20 protein-coding genes are annotated in these 21924 nt (G+C 54.7%); 8 read left to right on the forward strand and 12 right to left on the reverse strand.

Going from position 1 to position 21924, the window contains the following annotated elements:
* Nucleotides 1-50: 50 nt before the first annotated feature.
* The 6 genes from GY169_RS10940 to GY169_RS10965 form a co-directional block, all read right to left on the reverse strand.
* Nucleotides 51-710: an O-methyltransferase gene (locus tag GY169_RS10940; RefSeq protein ID WP_167575741.1), complete on the reverse strand. Its 660-nt coding sequence runs from the start codon at nucleotides 708-710 to the stop codon at nucleotides 51-53.
* 21 nt (nucleotides 711-731) lie between these two features.
* Nucleotides 732-2108: an efflux transporter outer membrane subunit gene (locus tag GY169_RS10945; RefSeq protein WP_167575742.1), complete on the reverse strand. Its 1377-nt coding sequence runs from the start codon at nucleotides 2106-2108 to the stop codon at nucleotides 732-734.
* On the reverse strand, nucleotides 2105-3190 hold the full coding sequence (locus GY169_RS10950) for an HlyD family secretion protein (RefSeq protein WP_167575743.1): 1086 nt from the start codon (nucleotides 3188-3190) through the stop codon (nucleotides 2105-2107). Before GY169_RS10950 ends, GY169_RS10945 begins: the two co-directional genes overlap by 4 nt.
* A gap of 24 nt (nucleotides 3191-3214) precedes the next feature.
* Nucleotides 3215-4867 (reverse strand): MFS transporter, encoded by a 1653-nt coding sequence (locus GY169_RS10955; RefSeq protein WP_163446476.1) that lies wholly within the window; start codon nucleotides 4865-4867, stop codon nucleotides 3215-3217.
* A complete protein-coding gene (locus GY169_RS10960) occupies nucleotides 4867-5298 on the reverse strand; it encodes a MarR family winged helix-turn-helix transcriptional regulator (RefSeq protein ID WP_163446475.1) in 432 nt (143 codons plus the stop codon). Before GY169_RS10960 ends, GY169_RS10955 begins: the two co-directional genes overlap by 1 nt.
* Nucleotides 5299-5445: 147 nt before the next feature.
* A complete protein-coding gene (locus tag GY169_RS10965) occupies nucleotides 5446-6768 on the reverse strand; it encodes an MFS transporter (protein ID WP_167575744.1) in 1323 nt (440 codons plus the stop codon).
* A gap of 360 nt (nucleotides 6769-7128) precedes the next feature.
* On the opposite strand from GY169_RS10965, the gene GY169_RS10970 reads away from it, so the two are divergent.
* Nucleotides 7129-7923 carry a YdcF family protein gene (locus GY169_RS10970; RefSeq protein ID WP_167575745.1) on the forward strand — a complete coding sequence of 265 codons (795 nt, stop codon included), beginning with the start codon at nucleotides 7129-7131 and terminating at the stop codon, nucleotides 7921-7923.
* Between the two features lie 48 nt (nucleotides 7924-7971).
* Here the strand turns inward: GY169_RS10970 and GY169_RS10975 are convergent, their stop codons facing one another.
* From GY169_RS10975 to gap, 4 genes are all read right to left on the reverse strand, one after another.
* Complete coding sequence (locus GY169_RS10975; RefSeq protein WP_411908126.1) at nucleotides 7972-8490, reverse strand: hypothetical protein; 519 nt, start codon at nucleotides 8488-8490, stop codon at nucleotides 7972-7974.
* Nucleotides 8491-8684: 194 nt separating this feature from the next.
* Nucleotides 8685-9749, reverse strand: a complete 1065-nt coding sequence (locus GY169_RS10980; RefSeq protein ID WP_167575746.1) for a bifunctional transcriptional activator/DNA repair enzyme AdaA — start codon at nucleotides 9747-9749, stop codon at nucleotides 8685-8687.
* Nucleotides 9733-10509, reverse strand: a complete 777-nt coding sequence (locus GY169_RS10985; RefSeq protein WP_167575747.1) for an isocitrate lyase/phosphoenolpyruvate mutase family protein — start codon at nucleotides 10507-10509, stop codon at nucleotides 9733-9735. Before GY169_RS10985 ends, GY169_RS10980 begins: the two co-directional genes overlap by 17 nt.
* 118 nt (nucleotides 10510-10627) lie before the next feature.
* On the reverse strand, nucleotides 10628-11629 hold the full coding sequence (gap, locus tag GY169_RS10990) for a type I glyceraldehyde-3-phosphate dehydrogenase (protein WP_064545194.1): 1002 nt from the start codon (nucleotides 11627-11629) through the stop codon (nucleotides 10628-10630).
* Between the two features lie 224 nt (nucleotides 11630-11853).
* Between gap and cybB the strand changes: the two genes are divergently transcribed.
* The 6 genes from cybB (at nucleotide 11854) to GY169_RS11020 (ending at nucleotide 16994) form a co-directional block, all read left to right on the forward strand.
* A complete protein-coding gene (cybB, locus tag GY169_RS10995; RefSeq protein WP_163446469.1) occupies nucleotides 11854-12381 on the forward strand; it encodes a cytochrome b561 in 528 nt (175 codons plus the stop codon).
* Nucleotides 12382-12455: 74 nt separating this feature from the next.
* Complete coding sequence (leuE, locus tag GY169_RS11000) at nucleotides 12456-13094, forward strand: leucine efflux protein LeuE (RefSeq protein WP_065357142.1); 639 nt, start codon at nucleotides 12456-12458, stop codon at nucleotides 13092-13094.
* Between the two features lie 321 nt (nucleotides 13095-13415).
* The gene (locus GY169_RS11005; protein ID WP_163446467.1) at nucleotides 13416-13571 is read left to right on the forward strand and encodes a Hok/Gef family protein; all 156 of its coding nucleotides are present in this window, start codon (nucleotides 13416-13418) and stop codon (nucleotides 13569-13571) included.
* Between the two features lie 172 nt (nucleotides 13572-13743).
* Nucleotides 13744-14019, forward strand: coding sequence for a metal/formaldehyde-sensitive transcriptional repressor (locus GY169_RS11010; protein WP_163446466.1), 276 nt, complete (start codon nucleotides 13744-13746; stop codon nucleotides 14017-14019).
* 23 nt (nucleotides 14020-14042) lie between these two features.
* Nucleotides 14043-15161, forward strand: a complete 1119-nt coding sequence (locus GY169_RS11015; RefSeq protein ID WP_167575748.1) for an S-(hydroxymethyl)glutathione dehydrogenase/class III alcohol dehydrogenase — start codon at nucleotides 14043-14045, stop codon at nucleotides 15159-15161.
* Between the two features lie 138 nt (nucleotides 15162-15299).
* Nucleotides 15300-16994 carry a methyl-accepting chemotaxis protein gene (locus GY169_RS11020; RefSeq protein ID WP_167575749.1) on the forward strand — a complete coding sequence of 565 codons (1695 nt, stop codon included), beginning with the start codon at nucleotides 15300-15302 and terminating at the stop codon, nucleotides 16992-16994.
* Between the two features lie 46 nt (nucleotides 16995-17040).
* Here the strand turns inward: GY169_RS11020 and GY169_RS11025 are convergent, their stop codons facing one another.
* Nucleotides 17041-19416 (reverse strand): glucose/quinate/shikimate family membrane-bound PQQ-dependent dehydrogenase, encoded by a 2376-nt coding sequence (locus GY169_RS11025; protein WP_167575750.1) that lies wholly within the window; start codon nucleotides 19414-19416, stop codon nucleotides 17041-17043.
* A 517-nt stretch (nucleotides 19417-19933) separates the two neighbouring features.
* On the opposite strand from GY169_RS11025, the gene GY169_RS11030 reads away from it, so the two are divergent.
* Nucleotides 19934-20836 (forward strand): lipopolysaccharide core biosynthesis protein RfaZ, encoded by a 903-nt coding sequence (locus GY169_RS11030; protein WP_167575751.1) that lies wholly within the window; start codon nucleotides 19934-19936, stop codon nucleotides 20834-20836.
* 36 nt (nucleotides 20837-20872) lie between these two features.
* Here the strand turns inward: GY169_RS11030 and GY169_RS11035 are convergent, their stop codons facing one another.
* Complete coding sequence (locus GY169_RS11035; protein WP_167575752.1) at nucleotides 20873-21796, reverse strand: LysR substrate-binding domain-containing protein; 924 nt, start codon at nucleotides 21794-21796, stop codon at nucleotides 20873-20875.
* Between the last annotated feature and the right edge of the window lie 128 nt (nucleotides 21797-21924).

The following is a 21924-nucleotide window of genomic DNA, read 5'->3' on the forward strand; positions in this document are numbered from 1 at the left end:
CAGTGCGAATCAGGAGGAATGCAGGAGGGATCGCATTGTCCGTCACCGCGTTACGCGTTCACCCATGCCAGCGTAAAACCATCCCAGCCTTTGATGCCCACGGTTTGTAGTGCCGTCGCCGTCAGGCGCGGGTCGTTACGCATCATCTCAATAAACCGGCGGACGCCCTGTACGCGCTCATCATCGCTGTCTGGATGGGTGACTTCGCCGTCGCGTACTACGTTATCACCGATAATCAGCGTACCGGGCCGTGAGTATTTCAGCGCCCATTGCAGGTAGTAGGGGTTATTCGGTTTATCGGCATCGATGAAAATCAGGTCGAACGGCGCGGCGTCCTCCAGCGTCGCTAATGTATCCAGCGCCGGGCCTTCACGCAGCGTAATGCGATCCTCCAGACCCGCCAGCGCGATATTTTCCCGCGCCACCCGCGCATGCAGCGGATCGGCCTCCAGGGTGATTAAACGCCCGCCAGGCGGCAGCTCGCGAGCCATCCAGATGGTGCTGTAAGCCCCAAGCGTGCCAATCTCAAGAATGGATTTCGCCCCCACCATACGGACAAACAGCGCCAGCAGCTGCCCCTGATTAGCGGCGACATCATGCTCGGGGAGACCCGCACGATGATTGTTTTCCAGCACCTGCGCCAATACGGCATCGGTGGGGACTAAATTTTCGATCAGATACTTATCAACCTCAGACCACTGCTTTTGCATTGTGACACCTTTAAGGTTTTGTCAGCCTGACACTGAAGACCAGCCGCCTCCAAGCGACCGGTAAAGATCGATTTGCGCCAGCAGCAGGTTGTTCTTTACCTGCACCGCGCTTAATTGCGTTGAAAACAGCGTGCGCTGGGCATCCAGCACATCAAGATACGAGGAGTAACCGTTGCGATAGCGGTTCTGCGCAATGCGCAGCGTTTCCTGGGCCACGCTTTCTTGCCCCTGGAGCTCTGCCAACTGCTCGCCGTAGCGAGTGATAGCGTCAAGACTATCATTCACCTCTTTAAAGGCGTTACGCACCGTTTTCTCATAGCCGTACAGCGCCTGATTGCGTTGAGCCATCGACACGTCAACCTGCGCATTCAATGCTTGACGGTTAAACAGCGGCGCCAGAATACTGCCGCCAAGGCTCCATAAGCGCAGCGGGTTATCGAGTAGGTCGGGCAGGGAGCGATCCTGGAGGGTACCGGTGGCGGTCAGGTTGATGGACGGCAGCAGCTGCGCTTTCGACGAGGCCAGTGTGGCATCAGCCGCCAGCAGCTGACGCTGTGCCTGAACGATATCCGGTCGACGATCCAGAAGCGTCGACGGTAGCTGAGAAGGCAAGGTTAGCGGCGTGAGCTGCGCAAACTCATGGCGAGCGACAGCGCCGGGATTATTGCCCAGCAATACGCTCAGCGCGTTCTCCTGCTGCGCAATCTGATGACGTAATACCGGAACCTGAGCGCGCGTTGCCCGCAGCTCGGAGTCCGCCTGCATGAGTTCGAGCCGCGAAGTATAACCGGTCTCAAACTGCCGTTTTGCCAGATGCCAGGCATCTTCGCGCGATTTCAGCGTCTGTTCAGTGACGCGCAGCTGCTGGTCCAGTGAAAGCAGAGTGACATAGCCGGAGGCGACGGCGGTCGCCACCGTCAGGTCAGCAGCGGCGGCTGCGGCTTTTTGCGCCTCCAGACTGGCCTGTGCGGCATCAGCGGCGCTGCGGTTTGCGCCCCACAGATCGACATCGTAACTTGCCGTCAGCCCACCTTTATAGACGGTGCTGTGAATCGGCAGGCCTGTGGCGGCAGACTGTGCGCGAGCGCGGCTTCCGCTCAGGCTGGCATCCAGTGAGGGAAACAGGCTGCTGTCGGCGGCGTAAGCGCGGGCCTGATATTCGTTGACCCGCTCGCGGGCGATCAGCACGTCGCTGTTATGGCGCAGTGCCTGGTCGACGTATTGATTCAGCGCACTGTCGTGGAAGTTACGCCACCAGACGCCTTCCACGGTGCTGGTTGGGCCAATATCGGCGCGCCAGGCGGCAGGGATTGCCAGCGTAGGTTGCGCTTGCTGGACATCCGCCGACTGGCAACCCACCAGGGCGAGCGCTAAAGCAAGGGCCTGAGGACGGATCATTTTTCCGTCTCCGCGCGCGTATCAATGGTCACCTGTACCGACATCCCTGGACGCAGACGTTCAAGGTTTTTTTGCCCGTCGTCAACAGCAATACGTACCGGAATACGTTGGGCGATTTTGACGAAGTTACCGGTGGCGTTGTCCGGCGAAATGGCGCTGAACTCGACGCCAGTGGCGGGCGAGATACTTTGTACGGTACCGCGGAATTTCTCGCTGTTCAGGGCGTCAACGCTAAACGTCGCTGGCTGGCCGACGCGGATGTTTGCCAACTGCGTTTCTTTCAGATTAGCAATGACCCAGTGCTGCGGGGGAACCAGCGGCGTCAGGTGCGTGCCCGCGGTGACGTATGCGCCTAAACGCACGGCAATCTGCCCGAGCTGCCCATCGGTGGGGGCGATAATGCGCGTGTTTTGCAGGTCAATTTCCGCCAGTTCCAGCGCCGCTTTGGCGTTGGCAACGTCCGCTTCCAGCGAGTCGCGGTTAACGATGGTGGACTGCAGATCCTGACGCGACATCTCCAGCGTGGCTTTCGCCTGTTCAATATTGGCAGCACCCTGCGCGGCGCTGGCGCGAGCGGAATCGCGCTCGCGAACGGACAGCGAGCCATCGGCGGTGAGTTCCTGCACGCGTTTTAAATCTGCCTGCGATTTAAGATTCTGCGCGCGCGCGTTTTGTAGCGCCGCTTCGTTACGGACGATCACCGCCTCGGCGCTTTTCCGCTGCTGAAGATTGTTTTTTAACGCAGCCTCTTTCATGGCCAACTGAGCCTGCGCCTGATGTACGCGCTGTTTATAGATGCGATCGTCAATCTGAAACAGCACCTGACCTTTTTTCACCTGATTAAAATCCTGCACGTTAACGCCGGTGACATAACCGCTGACCTGCGGGCTGATAAAGGTGGTCAGGCCGCGTACATAGGCGTTATCGGTAAACTGGCTATGGCGGGTGAAGGGCGGCAGCTGCCAGGCGTACAGCACAACCAGTACGCCGACCAGGCCGATAGCGGCGGCGGTAAAAATAGACACCACGCGGATGTTGTTTCGGGTGTTGGCCTGTTGCTGGGCCGCGTCCTGCTGACTCATGACGACTCCGGATCTCTCTTGTTGTTACTTGCTGCCCGTCGCGCGTTTCAGCGCAATATGAGCAGTGATTTTCAGTCTGCATAATCGCCAGAACACCCACAGCAGCGTCGCGGCGGAAATCGCGGCCGTCAGCATATAGGTGTCATTGTAGGCGAGGATATTGGCCTCCAGCGTCGAGAGGGTTTGCAGGACGCTGCTGGCCTGAACGTTGAGTAGCGCGCTATCGCCAATCTGGCTTTGGTACTGCTGTGCATACTGCTGCAAACGTTCATTAATCAGTGGGTTGAGGGTGGTTATCTGGTCGGCAAGCTGGCTGGAGTGGAATTTTTCACGCCAGGTCTGAAAGGTGCCGAGAATGGCGGAACCCAGCAGGCCGCCGACGTTCTGACTCATGCCAAACAGCACCGAGAAGCTCACCAGATTGCGCTGGTCGGCCACCACGCCGCCGATGCCCGCCAGCATTGCCGGAGCGAGGAAAAAGGCGCTGCCGAAGCCGAGCAGAAACTGGCTGAACATCAGTTGGTCCGGGCGCGTCAGGCTGTTGGATTGGCTGTCGAGCAGCGAGGCAATCATGATAAGGGTCAGCGCCGTGGCGGTGGGCCAGTACAGACGGCGCGGGTTTAGCGTCAGACAGCTGGCGATAATACCGCATACGATGCCGGCGAAAATCGCCCAGGCCAGATCGGTCATCTGCTCATTTTGCAGGCCGACATACTGCAGCCAGCCGATCACGCCGGTGTTTTGTTCCGCCAGAACAATACGGATTAACACCATAATCAACCCCAAACGCAGAATACTGCCGCTGGAAAGCCAACGGGTATTGAGCAGCGGGTTGCGACGGTTATGTTCAAACGTGACGGCGGCGACAATCAAGACGATCGCGGCGGCGAGTGACCAGCCAATCCACGGCGCTTCGAACCACCAGTCGAGGCGGCCCAGCGAAAGTACGGCACAGATTAGCGCCATGCCCGGCGCCAGCAGCATGAAGGTGATAAAGTCTTTTTTCTCGAAGACTTTCTTGCGATCGCTTGGCGGCAACTTCAGCGCAATCACGCAGGCCAGCGAAATTAACGCCAGCCCCAGTTCGAAGAAATAAAGCCCGCGCCATTCGTCAATTTGCAGCAGTTCGGTGGAAAACAGGCGGGCGAGAGGAATGGCCAGCGACGACCCGGTAATTCCAATGGTTAGCGCCTTCAGGCGGTGTTTCGCCGGCCAGGCCTGAACCTGATAGTAGATACCGAGAGAACTGAGCGCGGCGGCCACCATGCCGTGGGCCGCGCGAACCATCAACGCGGAGCTGAGATCGTTGACGAACAGATGAAAGAAAGTCACCAGCACGTACAGAACGAGGAAACCTTCGGTAAACGCGCGCAGGCCATACTGTTGGCGGAACTTCACCAGCAGCAGGTTAATTGAGACGTTGGTCATCACGTATACCGCGGGCAGCCAGGCAATCTCCGTTGACCAGGCGGCGAAGGAGCCTTGTAAATTCTGCAGGTTGGCGGTGACCACCGCGTTGCCAAGCGCGCCAGTCAGGCATACCAGTAGCCCAACAATACCGTAGGCGATGCGCTTTGGCGTGCTGTGGATGGGCGTTGATGGCGAGCCGAGGATGGCCGGTTTTTCGTGCGGTTCCCAGTCGTGAGGGGCGTAAGGGTCGCGACGTGGCGGAGCCATTATTTTTTCTCCACTTCACGTAGCAACTTCATCAGCACCTCGTAGGTCTGTTCCTGCTCCTGAGGCGTGATGACGGTCATTATCTCTTCGCGCAAGGTGTCGGCGACGTCTTTCACCTGATGATACAGCGCGATACCTTTCTCCGTCGCGACCAGCAGACGTTTACGTTTATCGCGCTCGGTGATAACGCGTTCGACCAGCCCGAGACTGACCAACCGATTGATCAATGGCACCACGGTAGCGCCTTCTACGCCCAGTTCCTGCGCCAGTTCAGTTTGTGACAGCGGGCGTTCGTTACGCGCAATGCTGGCAACGGCAACCCAGGTCGCCTGGCTCATGCCTAACCCTTTCAGACGGCGGTCAACGGCAAGCCGCCAGTGGTGGGCGGTCAGGTAGAGAAGATGGGAGAAATTCAGCTGGCGGTTGTCCATGGCGTTTATTCAGAATCATTAGAGCTCTAATGATTCTAAGTTCGCTGTGAACCATAATTCAAGAGAATGTGAAAAATAATTGTGATTGGGTAGTGACTAGTCGTGGATAACCCGGCCAGGCGCGGTGGCTCTGGCCGGGCTTCTGGTTTAGATCTGGCTGGCCTGCGCGTTAACCGAGGACGTATGACGCTTACTGCGGCTGGCGAAGAAAATGGCGGTCAGCGAGATAGCCACTGTGGCGGCCAGATACCACGCAACCGGCACCCAGTCACCGTTGTATTTTGCCAGCAGGCCGGTGGCGATCAGCGGGGCGGTGCCGCCAGCCAGCGCGGCGCCAATCTGATAGCCGAGCGTGATACCGGTGTAGCGGACGTTGGCGCTGAAAATTTCCGAACACAGCGTCCCCAGCACGGCGGTAATGGGCGACCACAGGATCCCAAAAGTGATCACCGTTGCCAGAATAATGCCCCAGGTGGTACCGGTGTTAAGCAGCATAAACCACGGAACGATAAACAGGCCCAGCAGTACGACGCTGATGGCATACATGCGTTGACGGCCAATTTTGTCAGACAGCAGGCCCATTAGCGGGATCATCACCGTCGACACCAGCGCCCCGAGCGTAACGGCTTCCAGCACCTGTGATTTTTGATAGGTCAGGGTGGTGGTGGCGTAGCTGACCACAAAGGTCGAGAAAATGTAGAACGGCGCGGTTTCCACCACCTTCAGCCCGGCCGCGATAATCACTTCACGCCAGTGATGGGTCAGGGTATCGCGCAGCGGCGCTTTTGCCACTTTGCCAGACTCTTTCACCTTTTTGAATTCCGGGGTTTCGTCGATATCTTTACGGATCCACAGGCCAATCAAGACCAGTACGGCGCTCATCAGGAACGGGATACGCCAGCCCCAGGAGAGGAACTGCTCTTCACTAAACATGGTCATCAGCGAGACGATAAACGTCGCCATCAGCATGCCGATGGTCACGCCCGCCTGCGGAATACTGCCGAAAAAGCCTTTACGTTTTTCCGGGGCGTATTCGTAGGCCAGCAGCAGCGCGCCGCCCCATTCGCCGCCGATGCCCATACCCTGGATGATACGCATCAGAATCAACAGAATGGGCGCCCAGATACCGATCTGGTCATAGGTCGGCAGCAAACCGATCATCACGGTTGCACTTCCCATCAGCGACAGGGTCAAGACCAGCGTTTTTTTACGTCCGATACGGTCGCCAATGTGGGCAAAAATGACGCCGCCAATCGGACGAATGAAGAAGGTCAGCGAGAAGGAAAGGTAGGAGAGAATCAAGCCGATGACCGGATCAACCATCGGGAAAAATATCTTGTTGAACACCAATGCAGCAGCTGTGCCGTACAGAAAATAATCAAACCATTCAATGGAACTGCCCGTCAGGCTAGCAATCAAAACCCTTTTATTCTTTTTCAGGATCGTGGTGCTGCTTTCTTGTATTGTCATGAAGAATAACTCCCGCCACATTGGGTTAAAATCTGGTGCCACCTTTTTTACAAAGGGGTGCAACCTGGATTGTGAAAAAGGTTGTGTGTTTGTTAAGCAAATTAGATATGGGCGTTATCTTTGGCAAGCGCGGTGTTGAAATTTGTGAGTTAAAATGAGAGTCATTTTCATTTTTTGTGACTTAATAACCGCTGTTTTACGGTTTTAAGTTCCAAATAACTGCATTTTTATAGTGTATTATTCAGGTGCAACCGCATTGTTTTTAGACGTTTCTGGTTATTTCATCTTTGTTACAAAATGGTTGAGCTGAGGGCGTTTTTATCCCGCAATTCACGGTTAAAGAAAGGAGCCGAGTTCACGATGAGTCTGTTACATCTGTCGGAAAACACGCTGGCTGCCGCCAATCTTCTCGGTAGTTGGCTGGCACAAAATGACTTTACTTCGTCACCGGACGCGCATGAGAGCCAACTGGTGGTGATGGCGGGGAATGCGGTGATGCCAACCATTGATGCCGGCTGTCGGCTGGTCAGTCAATATGGCGGCGTGTTGTTGATTAGCGGTGGTGTTGGTCATTCAACGTCGTTTCTTTATGAGGCGATTGCCCAACATCCTCGCTATTGCAGTATTGAAACCCAGGGTCAGCCGGAGGCCGTGCTGCTGGCGGAAATTGCCTACCGTTTCTGGCAGATTCCGCGTGAGCGGATTGTGATTGAGGACCGCTCAACCAACTGTGGGGAGAATAGTTGGTTTACGCGTCGCATGATGGAACAACAGGGCATCACCGCCCCTTACGCCACGGTGATTCAGGACCCCACGATGCAGCGCCGTACCATGGCGACTTTCGCTCGCGTCTGGCAGGATGTTGGCGATGCACCGTGCTGGTTAAGCTATCCGGGCTTTACACCGGAATTAGTGAATTCGCCGAACGGCATTGCCTGGAAGCAACCCGTTGAAGGGTTATGGTCGGTAACGCGCTACCTGTCGCTGATCCTCGGAGAATTGCCGCGTTTGCGTGATGATGCGCAAGGGTATGGGCCGCGGGGCAAAGATTTTATTGCCCATGTAGACATTCCAGAGGCGGTCGAGGAGGCCTGGCAGCAGCTCAGCACCGATCCACAATTACAAGGCGCGCTTGCCAGCCGTACCCTGGCTTGAACATCGTTTCCCGGCCAAGCGAATAGTGACGCCGGGACGACAAAGCGCTTAACGGAAACTCCACTGCATACTCACCACGAAGATCGATGGCAGAATAATCCCGCTCTCAAGGCCAAAGTAGTCGGTAAAGTTATATTGCAGCCCATGATAAATGTACGGAGAGAACCCCACGCCGGTAATCTTCCTGGCCGTATGGTAAGCACCTTCATCCCCGCAGTGGCTGAATGCATCGAAAAAGAACTCGCCGGTGTAGGCGTATATGCCTTTGAACGTCCACCCTTTGTTATGATTACTGCCCTGCAGCCAGTCACGACGCACGCCCAGCGTCAGGCAACGATCGGCAAAGCTGTTTTTCATTGTCCCAATGAGCAGGCTGTATTTTGATTCCGCAGAGAATTTCCGTTCAACGGAAAAGAAATCGTTGTTGAATTTCTCATTATATTGGCCGTGATTACCGGTCATATGGTAGACAAACGAGCCTGTGTTCACGGAGTACAGGTTTAGCTCACTGGAATAGCTCGACGCTGCTGGAACCACTGTCGCTATAAATACCAGCGCGTTGGGCATTTTACGCATGATAAAACTCTGGAAAGCTTAAAAAAGAAAATAATGCTCTCCATCATACGTTTTACACGATAAACAAAGACTCAACCGTCGCGGAACGTCGATTCATGATAGCCGTTCCGCGTGCTCCTGGCGCCGCCTTATCCGGCTGGATTCTGGGACTTTGCCGGAATTGGGCGGCTATATGACACCCGACTTCAGCTTACGCTTTGCCTAAGGGTGATCTTTTTCTCGTGTTCAAGTAACCAGGCTTTGCGCGCGATGCCGCCACCGTAGCCAGTCATTGAACCATCTTTGCCGATGACCCGATGGCAGGGAATGACGATAGCGATACGGTTCGCGCCGTTGGCAGCCGCTACCGCACGGGCGGCTGTGGGTTTGTGCAGGCTTTCCGCCAGGGCCTGATAGTGGGTTGTTTCTCCGCACGGCAACTGGCGTAGTGCAGCCCATACGCTGCGCTGGAAGTCGCTGCCGGGGCTATCCAGCGACAGCGAGAACTGCTGGCGCTGACCGGCAAAATACTCGCCAATTTCGCGCTCGGCCCGTTGAGTATGGGCATTTTGTCCAGCCATGATGCGTGCGCGTAACAGCCGTTGCAGATCGCTGAATTCGCTCTCCAGCATGCGGCGATCGACAAATTCCAGCAGGCAGACGCCGCGTTCGGTCGCGCAGACAAACATTGGGCCGAGCGGGGTGGTAAAACGGTGAATCAGCACGGTCTGCGGCTGCCCGGCGGGTGAGCGCCCGGTCAGTTTCTTGCAGGTATAGCCAAAGCCACTTAACGACTCATAGCCGTTATCGAATGCGACATCGGTCGTGCGGCGTCCTCCTTTTAACTCTTGCAGAGCAACATTCACCCGCTGCATGCGTTGAAACGCCTGAAAGGTGATGCCGTGATGCTGCAAGAACCAACGTCGAATGCGCTCGGGGCTAAGGTTATGTTCCCGCAGTTGACTGTCGCTAACGCGGACTTTTGGCGTGAGCCGAACCAGTGCTAGCGCCTGTTCAATAAAGGGTGGGGCGCTGCAGGCGTTTTCCGTAGGACGGCAGACTTTGCAGGGACGATAACCGGCGTCCAGAGCCGATTTGAAATTGCTGTAAAACTCGACATTTTCACGCTTTGGCTTGCGTGCCCGACACACGGAGATGCAAAACACGCCGGTGGTCTTCACGCCAACGAAAAATACCCCGGTATATTCCGACGCGCGGGCCAGGAGGGCTTCGTACCAGGTATCGCACTGCGCGCTATCGGTGATTTTCATCGCAAAAAACTCCGGCAAATGACTGCTGCTGGTGGAGAGTTAACAGTAAAGTGTTTAGCGTACCTTGTATTGCACAATGTACGGCATTGCCCATCGAAATACGACGCACGCCCATTTTTCCTAGCGTAGCGAAGTCGGCAAGTCCTGGCACGCACATGACGTTGAGCGGCAACGAGGTATGTTGTACCAACGCCGCGATATCTTGTACATCGCTGACACAAGGGACAAACAGGCCGTCAGCGCCGCCAGTTTCATAACAGCTTATGCGTGACAGTGTCACGTTTAATGCATCGGGAAGATTCAATAGAAAGGCATCGGTACGCGCGTTGATAAACAGTGGGCAACCCTTGGCTGATAATCCAGAGCGTACGGCGCTGAGGCGTTGGCTGAAAACCTCTGGGTTGTCCAGGGTGCGAACGCCTTTGATGATCCGACTATCTTCCAGATTCACACCGACCACGCCGAGCGCCGCGAGCTGGCATAAATGAGCGACAATATCCTCTGGATTATCGGCGTAGCCTGCTTCCATATCGACGCTCAACGGTAATGAGGTGACCGCGCGAATGCGGCGGACGATATAGAGCAGCTCATCAAACGCCATTCCTTCGCCGTCGGCGTAGCCCAGCATATTCGCAATGGCGGCACTGGACGTGCCAAGGGCCTGGAATCCCGCCTGCTGTGCGGCAATGGCGCTTGGTGCATCCCAGACGTTGGCGATAACTAACGGTTTTTCTTGATAATGCAATGCTGTGAAATCCATGATTTTTACCGGTTGTGTGTGTCTGCCGAGTGTGCCGCGACGGCAACGTGGCTCACAACCGAAAATTGGACGAGCATTTTTTGAAAGAAACGGCGGGCGCAGATGCCCGCCGAAGGCATTACATTTTGGCGAATTTTTCCAGCACGCGAATCAGTTGGGTGACAAAACCGTACTCGTTATCGTACCAGGAGACGGTTTTCACTAGTTGCAGCCCACCGGCTTCGGTGACTTCTGTCTGAGTGGCATCAAACACCGAACCGAAATGGGTGCCAATGATATCGGATGAGACAATCTCTTCCTCGGTGTAGCCAAAGGATTCGTTGTTTTCGGCGGCTTTTTTCATCACCTGGTTGACTTCATCGGCAGTGACTTTTTTACCGAGAATGGAGACCAGTTCGGTCACCGAGCCGGTTTTTGTCGGTACGCGCTGGGCGTGACCTTTCAGCTTACCGCTCAGCGCTGGAATCACCAGGCCAATCGCTTTCGCCGCGCCGGTTGTATGCGGAATGATGTTTTCAGCGGCCGCGCGTGACGCGCGCAGATCTTTACCGCGCGGACCATCGACCAGCGACTGGGTGCCGGTATAGGCGTGGATGGTGGTCATCGTCCCCACTTCAATCCCGAAAGCGTCGTTGAGCGCTTTAGCCATCGGCGCCAGGCAGTTGGTGGTGCAAGAAGCAACGGAGATGATCTTGTCACTGGCATTCAACGTATCGTCGTTGACGTTAAACACCAGCGTTTTCATCTCACCGGCCGGCGCGGAGACCAGCACTTTTTTAGCCCCGGCGTCCAGGTGGGCCTGGGATTTTTCCGTCGAGGTGTAGAAGCCGGTACACTCCACGATGAGTTCGGCGCCCTGTGCGGTCCATGGGATATTCTTTGCTTCCTTTTCAGCATAAACGGTAATGGTTTTACCGTTGACAATCAGCGCATTGTCGGTGAAATCAACGCTCCACGGGAAGGGGCCATAGTTGGAGTCGTGCTTCAGGAGATAAGCCAGCACTTTTGGCGACGTGAGGTCGTTAATCGCGACCACTTCATGACTGCTGGATACTTCCAGTAAGCGGCGTAGAACCAGACGGCCGATGCGCCCAAACCCGTTAATGCCAATTTTACTCATGGTGTTCTCCTGTCAATGATGGGGTGTCAGCCCAATACGTGTACTTGAAACCGCTGATAGATAAGTGTGGATTATATGTTTCACCTGTCCAGGCTTAGCTCAGTCATCGGAGAAGGGCAATGTCATTTTGCGCAGTTAATTTGTATCGATATGAAAAAGTTAATGAATTTTTAAGGAAACGCGGCTATTTTGCTTTTTATATTACTTTTCAGAGTGTCCCGGCGATGAACGATAAATATTCCCGCTTACAAATTGCGATTCACTGGCTGGTTTTTCTGCTGGTGGTGGTGGCCTACGCGGCGATGGAACTGCGCGGACTGTTTCCGCGCAGCGACCGCCCGATGATCAATATGGTGCATGTTTCCTGCGGTATCAGCATTCTGGTGCTGATGGTGGCGCGTCTGCTGATCCGCCTGAAGCGCCCGGCGCCGCCGATTGTGCCGAAACCCAAGCCGATGATGACCGGTCTGGCGCACCTTGGGCATCTGGCTATCTATCTGCTGTTTATCGCTTTGCCGCTGATCGGCCTGGTGATGATGTACAACCGTGGTAACCCGTGGCTGGCGTTTGGTCTCACCATGCCGCACGCCGCCGAAGCCAATTTCGACCTGGTGGATACGCTCAAGCAGTACCATGTTTTCCTGGCTAATCTGGGCTACTGGCTGATTGGTCTGCACGCGCTGGCCGCACTGGCGCATCACTATCTCTGGAAGGACAACACGCTGCTGCGCATGATGCCGCGTAAGCGTTAAGAAGGCTTTAAACTCCCTGGGCTTCGCGTTACCATACGCCATCAATTTTGTTACGTATGCGTAGGGAGAACGGGGTGTTCGCAGATTTTGGCGTGCTGAATTACTGGACGTATTTACTCGGGGCCATTTTTATTATTCTGGTTCCGGGGCCAAATACCTTTTTCGTCCTGAAAACCGGCGTCGCACACGGTATCCGTAAAGGATACATGGCCGCGCTGGCAGTGTTTATCGGCGATGCCGTGCTGATGTTCCTCTCCTTTGCTGGCGTCGCCACGCTGATAAAAACGACGCCAGTGTTGTTTAACATCGTGCGTTATCTGGGCGCTATTTATCTGCTTTATCTCGGCGGCAAGATGCTTTACAGCACGCTCAAGCGCAAAACGGCGGGGCAGGATGACGAGCCTGAGCCGGGGCACGCTATCTTCAAACGCGCGTTGACCTTAAGCCTGACAAACCCGAAAGCGATTCTGTTCTATGTTTCGTTTTTTGTGCAGTTTATTGATGTGCACGCTAAAACACCGGGTCTGGCGTTCTTTATCCTCGCGCTGACGCTGGAGTTGGTCAGCTTTACCTACCTGAGCTTCCTGATTGTTTCCGGTTCGCTGGTTACCCGCTATGTCAAAACCCGTAAGAAGCTGGCAAAGATTGGCAACAGCCTGATCGGCCTGGTGTTTGTTGGTTTTGCCGCGCGTCTGGCGACGTTGCAGTCCTGAGTTATCAATGCCGGAGAAGGTACTAAGCGCCCTCCGGCAATCCCATCCCATTTTCCGTAATAATTCAAAGCCGTTATAGATACGCCCGATAGGGTGCTTAAAGCCAATAGATAAAGTGATTCATAGACTTATCGGCAGGGTGTACTATCTTAGCGGGTGCTTGAGGCTATCTGTCTCAGGCATTAGCCAAACGGCAGATAGAGAAAAGCCCCGGAAACATTGAGCGTCTTGCCGGACGCTCAACATCAACCGAGGCCACATCTATGCTTTACAACATCAGAGTAGCCTCTTGCGGACCTTCGGGTCAAGGAGAAGCAGGCTATGAAGCAGTCAAAGGCGATGATTGTCGCCCTGATCGTCATCTGTATTACCGCTATTCTGGCAGTGCTGGTTACGAGGAAAGACCTCTGTGAGGTCCGAATCCGAACAGCTGAGACAGAGGTCGCTGTCTTCACAGCCTACGAATCTGTTAAGTAAGAGACCCGGCGGGGAATCATCCCCGCCACTCTTGATGATGTCTGTCATCCTCATCGCACCCAATTCGCTTCTCTACACGCTTCCGTGTGATTCTTTTGGCAGAAATTGCGCAATCATTTTACAATTTCTTAAAACAACTGATAGTATACCCCCCTATATCACCGGAGGGCCTATGCCGCATTCACCTGAAGACAAAAAACGCGCATTAACCCGGGTTCGCCGCATTAAAGGGCAGGTTGAGGCGCTGGAGCGCGCGCTGGAGTCCGGCGATTCCTGCCTGACTATCCTGCAACAGATTGCTTCTATTCGCGGGGCCGCCAACGGCCTGATGGGCGAAATGGTCGAGATGCATCTCAAAGACGAACTGGTAAGCGGAGACACCACGCCGGATCAGCGTGCAGTACGCATGACGGAAGTGGGTCATCTGCTACGATCCTATTTAAAATAATCATCACAACGGAAGAGACAGCTATGAAATCACGTGCTGCAGTTGCGTTTGGCCCCGGTCAGCCGCTGAAAATTGTTGAAATTGACGTCGCGCCGCCAAAGAAAGGCGAAGTGCTGGTCAAAATCACCCACACCGGCGTTTGCCATACCGATGCGTTCACGCTGTCTGGCGATGACCCGGAAGGCGTTTTCCCGGCGGTGCTGGGCCATGAAGGTGGCGGCGTGGTGGTTGAAGTCGGTGAAGGCGTCACCAGCCTGAAGCCGGGCGACCACGTTATTCCGCTGTACACCGCTGAATGTGGCGAGTGTAAGTTCTGTAAATCCGGCAAAACCAACCTGTGCCAGGCTGTTCGTGCCACCCAGGGCAAGGGCCTGATGCCGGACGGTACCACGCGCTTCTCCTATAACGGCGAGCCGATTTACCACTACATGGGCACCAGCACCTTCAGCGAATACACCGTGGTGGCTGAAATTTCACTGGCGAAAGTGAACCCGCAGGCGCCGTTGGACAAAGTTTGCCTGCTGGGCTGCGGCGTGACCACCGGTATTGGCGCAGTGCACAACACGGCGAAGGTGAAAGAAGGTGATACCGTGGCGGTCTTTGGTCTTGGTGGCATCGGTCTGGCGGTGATCCAGGGCGCGGTACAAGCGAAGGCGGGGCGTATTGTGGCGGTTGATACAAACCCTGAGAAATTTACGCTGGCGGCAGAAATGGGCGCGACCGACTTTATCAACCCGAAAGACTACGATAAGCCCATTCAGGATGTGATCGTCGAAATGACCGACGGCGGCGTGGACTTCAGCTTTGAATGTATCGGCAACGTCAACGTGATGCGTTCCGCGCTCGAATGCTGTCATAAAGGCTGGGGTGAAAGCATCATCATCGGCGTCGCCGGTGCAGGTCAGGAAATCAAAACTCGCCCGTTCCAACTGGTGACCGGCCGTGTATGGCGCGGTTCGGCGTTTGGCGGCGTGAAGGGCCGTACTCAGCTTCCGGGCATGGTAGAGGACGCGATGGCAGGCAAAATTCAGCTTGATCCTTTCATCACCCATCGTCTGCCGTTGGAGCAGATTAACGAAGCGTTCGATCTGATGCATGAAGGCAAATCTATCCGCACCGTGATTCATTTCGGCGATAAATAACGCCCACCTCCCGGTGGGAGTTGTCCCGCCGGGAATATGAAGTGTGACCCGCCTTACGTTTTACATCTTTCCCGATAAGAAATTAGCGGCAATGGCCGATGACTCTGGTACTTACCTCAAGTACAAGAGAGTCAACTCATGGATAAAAAGGCTGCGCCGGTCCGTGCGCAAAAGATCGGTTTCTTACACCACATCCGCCTGGTACCGTTTTTTGGTTCCGTTTTTGGCGGCATCCTGCTGCTTTTTGCCCTGAGCTCGGGGCTGGCTGGCTACTTTATGTGGAAAGCCGATATTGACCAACGTGATGTCACCCATGAGTTACAGGTACGGGTGGGGCTATCCGACAGCGCTAACTATCTGCGTGAAGCTCGTTTGATGATGATTCATGCTGGGGCGGACAGCCGTATTGCGGAAATGGACAGCATGAAAAAAAACCTCGCGGCGGCAGCCCACTGGATTCAACGTTCGCAGGCTGGATTTAAGGTTTACACCGACAGAAACGTGAAAACACCGGCAGACCAGGCGTTGGATGGTGAAATGAATCAACGCTATACCGCCTACCTGGAAGGGATGAAACCGATGCTGAAATATGCCCAGAACGGCATGTTTGAAGCGATCATCAACTACGAAAGTGAGCAAGCCCGTGCGCTGGATGACGCCTACAACGAGGTACGATTGAAAGTTATCGATATCCGTACCGCCCGCGCCAATCAATTAGCTGAGATGGCTCACGATCGTACCCGCCTCGGCGTCATCTTTATGATTGGGGCTTTCGTACTGGCTCTCGTCATGACGCTACTGACCTTTACCACATTACGCCGCGTGGTTATTTTGCCATTGCAGCGTGCCGGCGTACGTATCGCGCAGATTGCCAGCGGCGACCTGACCATGGCGGATGAACCGGTAGGGCGCAGCGAAATCGGCCAGCTCAATGGTAACCTGCAAAAGATGCAGCATGCGCTGGTGCAGACGGTGGGCACGGTGCGTCAGGGGGCCGAAGAGATCTACCGTGGCACCAGCGAAATTTCAGTCGGTAACACCGATCTCTCTTCCCGTACTGAACAGCAGGCCGCGGCCATTGAACAGACGGCGGCCAGTATGGAACAGCTGACCGCAACGGTGAAACAAAACGCCGATAATGCGCATCATGCCAGCAAGCTGGCGGAAGACGCTTCGGGTAAAGCGTCGCGCGGCGGTCAGTTGGTGTCCGGCGTGGTGGCGACCATGGGCAGTATCTCAACCAGCTCGAAGAAAATTTCGGAAATTACGTCGGTCATCAACAGTATTGCCTTCCAGACCAATATTCTCGCCCTGAATGCCGCGGTCGAAGCGGCGCGCGCGGGCGAGCAGGGCCGCGGGTTTGCGGTGGTGGCCAGTGAAGTGCGCACGCTGGCAAGCCGCAGTGCTCAGGCGGCAAAAGAGATTGAAGGGCTAATTAGCGAGTCTGTCACCTTAATTGAACGCGGCTCAGACGAAGTCGTGCGGGCTGGCTCGACGATGACCGATATTGTGGATGCGGTAAAACGCGTGACCGATATTATGCTGGAGATTGCGGCGGCCTCCGATGAGCAAAACCGCGGTATTCAGCAGGTGAGCCAGGCGGTGACTGAGATGGATAATGTCACTCAGCAAAACGCCTCGTTGGTAGAGGAAGCCTCAGCCGCGGCGGCTTCGCTGGAAGAGCAAGCGGCACGCCTTACCGAAGCCGTCGGGGCGTTCCGTATCCAGCGTAGTGAAAATCATGGGCATGAAAAGTCCAGCGCCAAACCGGCGTTTACGCCGACACGTCCGGCGGTGGCCACAGCGGGTGCGGATAACTGGGAAACGTTCTGATAAACAGAAAAAACCCCGTAGCCAAGGGTGGCTACGGGGAAGAGGATTACTGCGAATCCGGCAGGGCGTAAGCGATGATGTAGTCACCGCGATCCGGCGACTGTCGAGCGCCTCCGGCGTTAATCACGATGTACTGCTTACCGGTTTTTGGCGAAACATAGGTCATTGGGCCAGACTGGCTGCCGACCGGCAGACGGTCTTTCCAGATCTCTTTCCCTGTTGCGGTGTCAAATGCACGCAGGTAGAAGTCCTGGGTGCCCGCGAAGAACAACAGACCCGATTGCGTTGACAGCGATGCGCCAAGTGTCGGCATGCCGATCGGAATCGGCATATGCATGCGGATACCCAGCGGACCAGTGTCTTCTACGGTGCCAACCGGTACTTGCCACACGATCTTACCGGACTTCAGATCCACTGCCGACATGGTGCCAAACGGCGGTTTCTGACAGGGGATACCCAATGGTGACAAGAAGCGTTCGCGCATCGCGCCGTAGGGGGTACCTTCCATCGGCACAATTCCCATCTCGATACCACTGGCGCCTTTCGCCACGTTTTCACGCGGCACCATATAGTTAGCCAGGCCCAGGCGCATATCGTTAACGAACATCAGGTTATTGTTCGGATCAACCGACACGCTGCCCCAGTTCATACCGCCCAGTGACCCCGGATATTGCAGGGAGCGATCAACGCCCGGCGGGGTGAAAATCCCCTGATGGCGCATTTCTTTAAACTGAATACGGCATAGCAGCAAGTCCACCGGGGTTGCGCCCCACATATCGGACTCTTTCAACTGCTCGTTGCCGATCATCGGCATGCCGACGGAGTAAGGCTGCGTTGGAGAATAGCGCTCGCCATGCACGTTGCCCGCCGGAACCGGGCGCTCTTCAACTTTGGCGACCGGCTCGCCGGTTTCGCGATTGAGCATGAAGATCATGCCTTGCTTGCTGGTTTGTACCAGTACCGGCGTGGTGCTGCCTTTACCGTCTGGCAGATCGTACAGCAGCGGTTGCGAAGGCAGGTCGAAGTCCCACAGGTCGTGGTGTGTGGTTTGATAGTGCCAGCGGACTTTACCGGTTGTAGCGTCAACGGCGACGATGGAGGAACTGTATTTATCGTCCAGCGCGGTACGTTCACCGGCCCAGAAATCCGGAGTGGCGTTACCGGTTGGCAGATAAATGAGATTCAGTTTCGCGTCATAGGACATCGCAGACCAGACGTTCGGCGTACCGCGGGTGTATGTCTGGCCTTCCGGCGGCAGGCCCGTCAGATTCGGATTACCTGGATCCCAGGCCCAGGCCAGCTTGCCGCTACGTACGTCGTACGCGCGAACCACGCCCGGCGGTTCATCGGTGGAGAAGTTATCCGCGACTCGGCCACCCACCACCACCACATTACCCGCGACCAGCGGTGTGGAGGTTTGCTGATAGTAACCCGGTTTGACTTCGCCCATACCGACGCTCAGGTCCACAATACCGTGGTTGCCAAAGTCTTCGCACAGCTTGCCGTTATCGGCGTTGATGGCGATCAGGCGCGCATCGGTGGTTGGCAGGAACAGGCGGCGCGGACAGGCGGCTGGCTGCGCTGTGCTCTGCGGCGCGTTCAGCACCTGCGTATCTTCAAAGTAGCCCAGACCACGGCAGCGTTGCCAGTTCGGCGCGGTGGCTTTCGAATCATAGCGCCACTTCTCTTTACCGGTATCGACATCCAGCGCCAGTACTTTGCTATACGGTGTACAGACAAACAGGGTATCGCCTACCTGCAACGGCGTGTTCTGATCTTCCGCACCCGAACCATTGCTCAGCGGGATATCACCGGTGTGGGCAGTCCAGGCCACCTGCAGTTTATTGATGTTCTGCTTGTTAATCTGATCCAGGGCAGCAAAACGGTCACCATGGGTGGTATTACCCCAATGTTCCCAGTTTTTCTGCTCTTCACCGGCTGCTACCGGTTTAACCGGCACCGCTTCGGTAGCAGAAACCAGCGTTTGTGGCTTGAACATACCACCAATGCTTGCCAGCAGCGCGACAGCAATGACCGCCGCAAGGGCAAACGGCAGGCCTTTTTTAGCTGGCTGGGTGGTAGACATAAACGGCCAGACCAGCGCACAGAGGAAAGCCAGCACGCCAAAGGCAAACAGACGTGAGAAAAGCGGCCAGAAATCCCAGCCTGCATCGCTGATGGACCAAACGATCGCGACGATAAAGGCCAGCGCGTACAGCACAATGCCGCCGCGGCGATGACGGGCGATCAGGATGGCGCTGACCACCATCACCAGCCCCATCAGGGCAAAGAACCAGGTGCCGCCCACGGAGGCAAGTTTTGCCCCCAGGGCACCAATCGCCAGACCGATGAGCGCCATCAGCCCGATAAGAAGCCACTGCAAGATTCGGGGGAATCCTCGCGGCACGTTGCTAGTAGCCATACTGTTCTCCTTTCGACAGCATAAAATGCATGCGACTGAACCAAGTGTAACAAGGATGTCGCTATATTGTTTTGAATGAAGATCTTGATTATTTCAAATCGAAGTATTTAGTTCGAAAATGAAATCACCTGTGAACCATTTGGTTAACTTATGGCTATGATAGATCTGTTAAATTGCATTGCGCAATTGTTAATGAATAATTTCGCATTATTTGCGTATAGGTTTCGTATGCGTTGTGACCTGCGCGTTATAGCGCACGTCGTTCAGCGGCGGATAACGTAAATGAATCATCCGCGCGAAGTTCAAGGGAGGAGACTCATCGCACGAAGACCATGGGGAGGGTCAAATTCCGAATTTTTCAGTCGCAATATTCTGACACTAATAATCAGGTTAATATGATAAATATTTCTTTTTACTTTTCTGGAAAGTAGATAGCGTGTGGGTTTTTATTGAACGCGGTAAACTATAATGACGGGCGTGCGGCGTATTGCCGGCATTTATTTATGGAATAAATAATATGATGGCAGTTGATAACTTGTCAAAATGGTTTTATAAAACGCTGTATCGCACCACTCACCCTCGGCAGTATCAGCACAATAAAAATCTCTGGCCTTTTTTTAGAGTGGTGAGAAATGCATCAGGCGGCATCGAAAATGTTTTTTTTAAACATAGAGAAATAAACATGCCGGCTGTCCACAAACAAACAAGAAACAAACCGCTGCTTATTATGGCAACGGGGCCATCCGTCAATCACATCGAGACGCGTTTCTTCAATACGTCCTTTGATTACTTTGGGGTTAACGGTGCCTTTTCGATGGAACATATTGATTTTAAATGGTATGCCATCACGGACAGAAACTTCGTCCGAGGCCGTCTGTCGCTTGTCAAAGCGCTGGTCTCGCAAGAGGATCTCACGGTCTTTTGCCCTTATACAACGCTGGAAACCATTTTCACTAACATTGAGTGGCGGCATATCCGCTGCCGATTCAAGATCTTTGAGGCTGTGTCCGGTGCCTGTATTTACAAATTCCTCGGCGCAAAAGAGAATGTCGTTGTTAATGATGAACATTATCACTGGTTAGATGGCGCAGGTTTCTCCGATAACATTGACCGGGCGCTGTTTGATTACGGCACGGTGGTCTATCCAGCGTTACAAATTGCTTGTGCGTTGGGGTATCGCGAAATATATATTGCCGGGCTGGATATGAATAATTTTGAACAGCCGCGTTTTTATGAAACGGCAGGGGATAAGTTAGGCACGCGACTCGATCGTGATTTTGAACAAATCCGCCATTCTTTTTATGCCGCACAGTCCTATTGCGCGCTTAATAATATTCGCGTTGTGAATTTATCGCCGGAAAGCGCCATTGATGCTTTTCCTAAGCTCTCCTGGGCGCAGATTAATAGACAAGCAAGCTAGCCGTGGCCCGTCATTCCTGGCCACGGCGGGCGCTCATCACGAAGGCATCGACTTTCGTACGGCGCTGAGCAGCGTCTGTGCGCCGGAGGAGAGCGTCGTGTCTACGCGAGTAAGGATGCCGATGGGTTCGCCCTGGCCTTGGGTCGCGATAGGCAGCGCGGTGAGCGTACCGCGCCGCAGATCGTCCTTCACCGCACCGGAAGGCACGAACCACACGTAGTTGTAATCAACTGTCAGCTGGCGTGATAGCGATGCCGAAAGCGTTTCAATGCAGCCCGCAGGCATCTTACACCCCTGGCTCTGAAGGAGTGTCTCGGCATTCTGACGTGGAACCGTACCTTTTGGTGAAACGACAACCGGCCAGTCCAGTACGCGGCTCAGGGTGATGTTTTCATGCAGAATAGGGTGGTCTGGCCGCACCACCAGCTTCAATGATTCGAGGAACAAGAGCTCATAGTTTAGCCCGGTCATCAGTTCCGGATCCGACATCCGTCCAATACCAAGATCGATATCTCCGGACTTCAGCGCCGCCAACAGCATGGTGTTATTCATGGTGGCAACCTGGAGGGTGACGTCCTTTTGCTGTTGATGAAATTGCCCAATCACCGCAGGCAAGACACCCAGCGCAGCGGTGGGCAGTGCGCCAATTCGCACTACATCATTGTTAACACCTTCTTTACGAACAAGCGCCTGCCCGGCGGTATTTAACGCATCCAGCACCTTGACCGCATGGGTTAAGAACTGTTCGCCGACGAGAGTTAACTGCGCGCCCAGTCGACCACGCTCAAATAGCCGCGTGCCGGTTAGCTGTTCAAGTTCATTCAGCGTCTTGGAGAGTGCAGGCTGGCTGAGATTAAGTGTTTCAGCCGCGCGCCCCAATGTTCCTTGCTGGGCGACGGCCACGAATGTGTGCAGATGGCGCAGACGAATGCGCTGACTAAAGAGAGCATTTTTTTCCATAAGCGATGTTAAAAACAGAGCGGCATGGGTGACAAGTAATGTTGTTTAATTTTGATAACTTGCTAGCAAATTATTATTAACATTTGTGCGGTTTAACAGACAAGCGTTTTGTTGCATGGATAAAACCC

Source organism: Kluyvera genomosp. 3 (genome assembly GCF_011765685.1).
Lineage (GTDB): Bacteria > Pseudomonadota > Gammaproteobacteria > Enterobacterales > Enterobacteriaceae > Kluyvera > Kluyvera georgiana_A.

Excerpts from the sequence above, each read along its gene's own strand:
- GY169_RS10965 (WP_167575744.1), bottom strand. The coding sequence starts at position 6,768 with ATGACAATACAAGAAAGCAGCACCACGATCCTGAAAAAGAATAAAAGG.
- GY169_RS10940 (WP_167575741.1), bottom strand. The coding sequence starts at position 710 with ATGCAAAAGCAGTGGTCTGAGGTTGATAAGTATCTGATCGAAAATTTA.
- cybB (WP_163446469.1), top strand. The coding sequence starts at position 11,854 with ATGAACGATAAATATTCCCGCTTACAAATTGCGATTCACTGGCTGGTT.
- GY169_RS10970 (WP_167575745.1), top strand. The coding sequence starts at position 7,129 with ATGAGTCTGTTACATCTGTCGGAAAACACGCTGGCTGCCGCCAATCTT.
- GY169_RS10975 (WP_411908126.1), bottom strand. The coding sequence starts at position 8,490 with ATGCCCAACGCGCTGGTATTTATAGCGACAGTGGTTCCAGCAGCGTCG.
- GY169_RS11035 (WP_167575752.1), bottom strand. The coding sequence starts at position 21,796 with ATGGAAAAAAATGCTCTCTTTAGTCAGCGCATTCGTCTGCGCCATCTG.
- GY169_RS10950 (WP_167575743.1), bottom strand. The coding sequence starts at position 3,190 with ATGAGTCAGCAGGACGCGGCCCAGCAACAGGCCAACACCCGAAACAAC.
- GY169_RS11010 (WP_163446466.1), top strand. The coding sequence starts at position 13,744 with ATGCCGCATTCACCTGAAGACAAAAAACGCGCATTAACCCGGGTTCGC.
- GY169_RS11030 (WP_167575751.1), top strand. The coding sequence starts at position 19,934 with ATGATGGCAGTTGATAACTTGTCAAAATGGTTTTATAAAACGCTGTAT.
- GY169_RS11005 (WP_163446467.1), top strand. The coding sequence starts at position 13,416 with ATGAAGCAGTCAAAGGCGATGATTGTCGCCCTGATCGTCATCTGTATT.
- gap (WP_064545194.1), bottom strand. The coding sequence starts at position 11,629 with ATGAGTAAAATTGGCATTAACGGGTTTGGGCGCATCGGCCGTCTGGTT.
- GY169_RS10955 (WP_163446476.1), bottom strand. The coding sequence starts at position 4,867 with ATGGCTCCGCCACGTCGCGACCCTTACGCCCCTCACGACTGGGAACCG.
- GY169_RS10985 (WP_167575747.1), bottom strand. The coding sequence starts at position 10,509 with ATGGATTTCACAGCATTGCATTATCAAGAAAAACCGTTAGTTATCGCC.
- GY169_RS10960 (WP_163446475.1), bottom strand. The coding sequence starts at position 5,298 with ATGGACAACCGCCAGCTGAATTTCTCCCATCTTCTCTACCTGACCGCC.
- GY169_RS10945 (WP_167575742.1), bottom strand. The coding sequence starts at position 2,108 with ATGATCCGTCCTCAGGCCCTTGCTTTAGCGCTCGCCCTGGTGGGTTGC.
- GY169_RS11015 (WP_167575748.1), top strand. The coding sequence starts at position 14,043 with ATGAAATCACGTGCTGCAGTTGCGTTTGGCCCCGGTCAGCCGCTGAAA.
- GY169_RS11025 (WP_167575750.1), bottom strand. The coding sequence starts at position 19,416 with ATGGCTACTAGCAACGTGCCGCGAGGATTCCCCCGAATCTTGCAGTGG.
- GY169_RS10980 (WP_167575746.1), bottom strand. The coding sequence starts at position 9,749 with ATGAAAATCACCGATAGCGCGCAGTGCGATACCTGGTACGAAGCCCTC.
- GY169_RS11020 (WP_167575749.1), top strand. The coding sequence starts at position 15,300 with ATGGATAAAAAGGCTGCGCCGGTCCGTGCGCAAAAGATCGGTTTCTTA.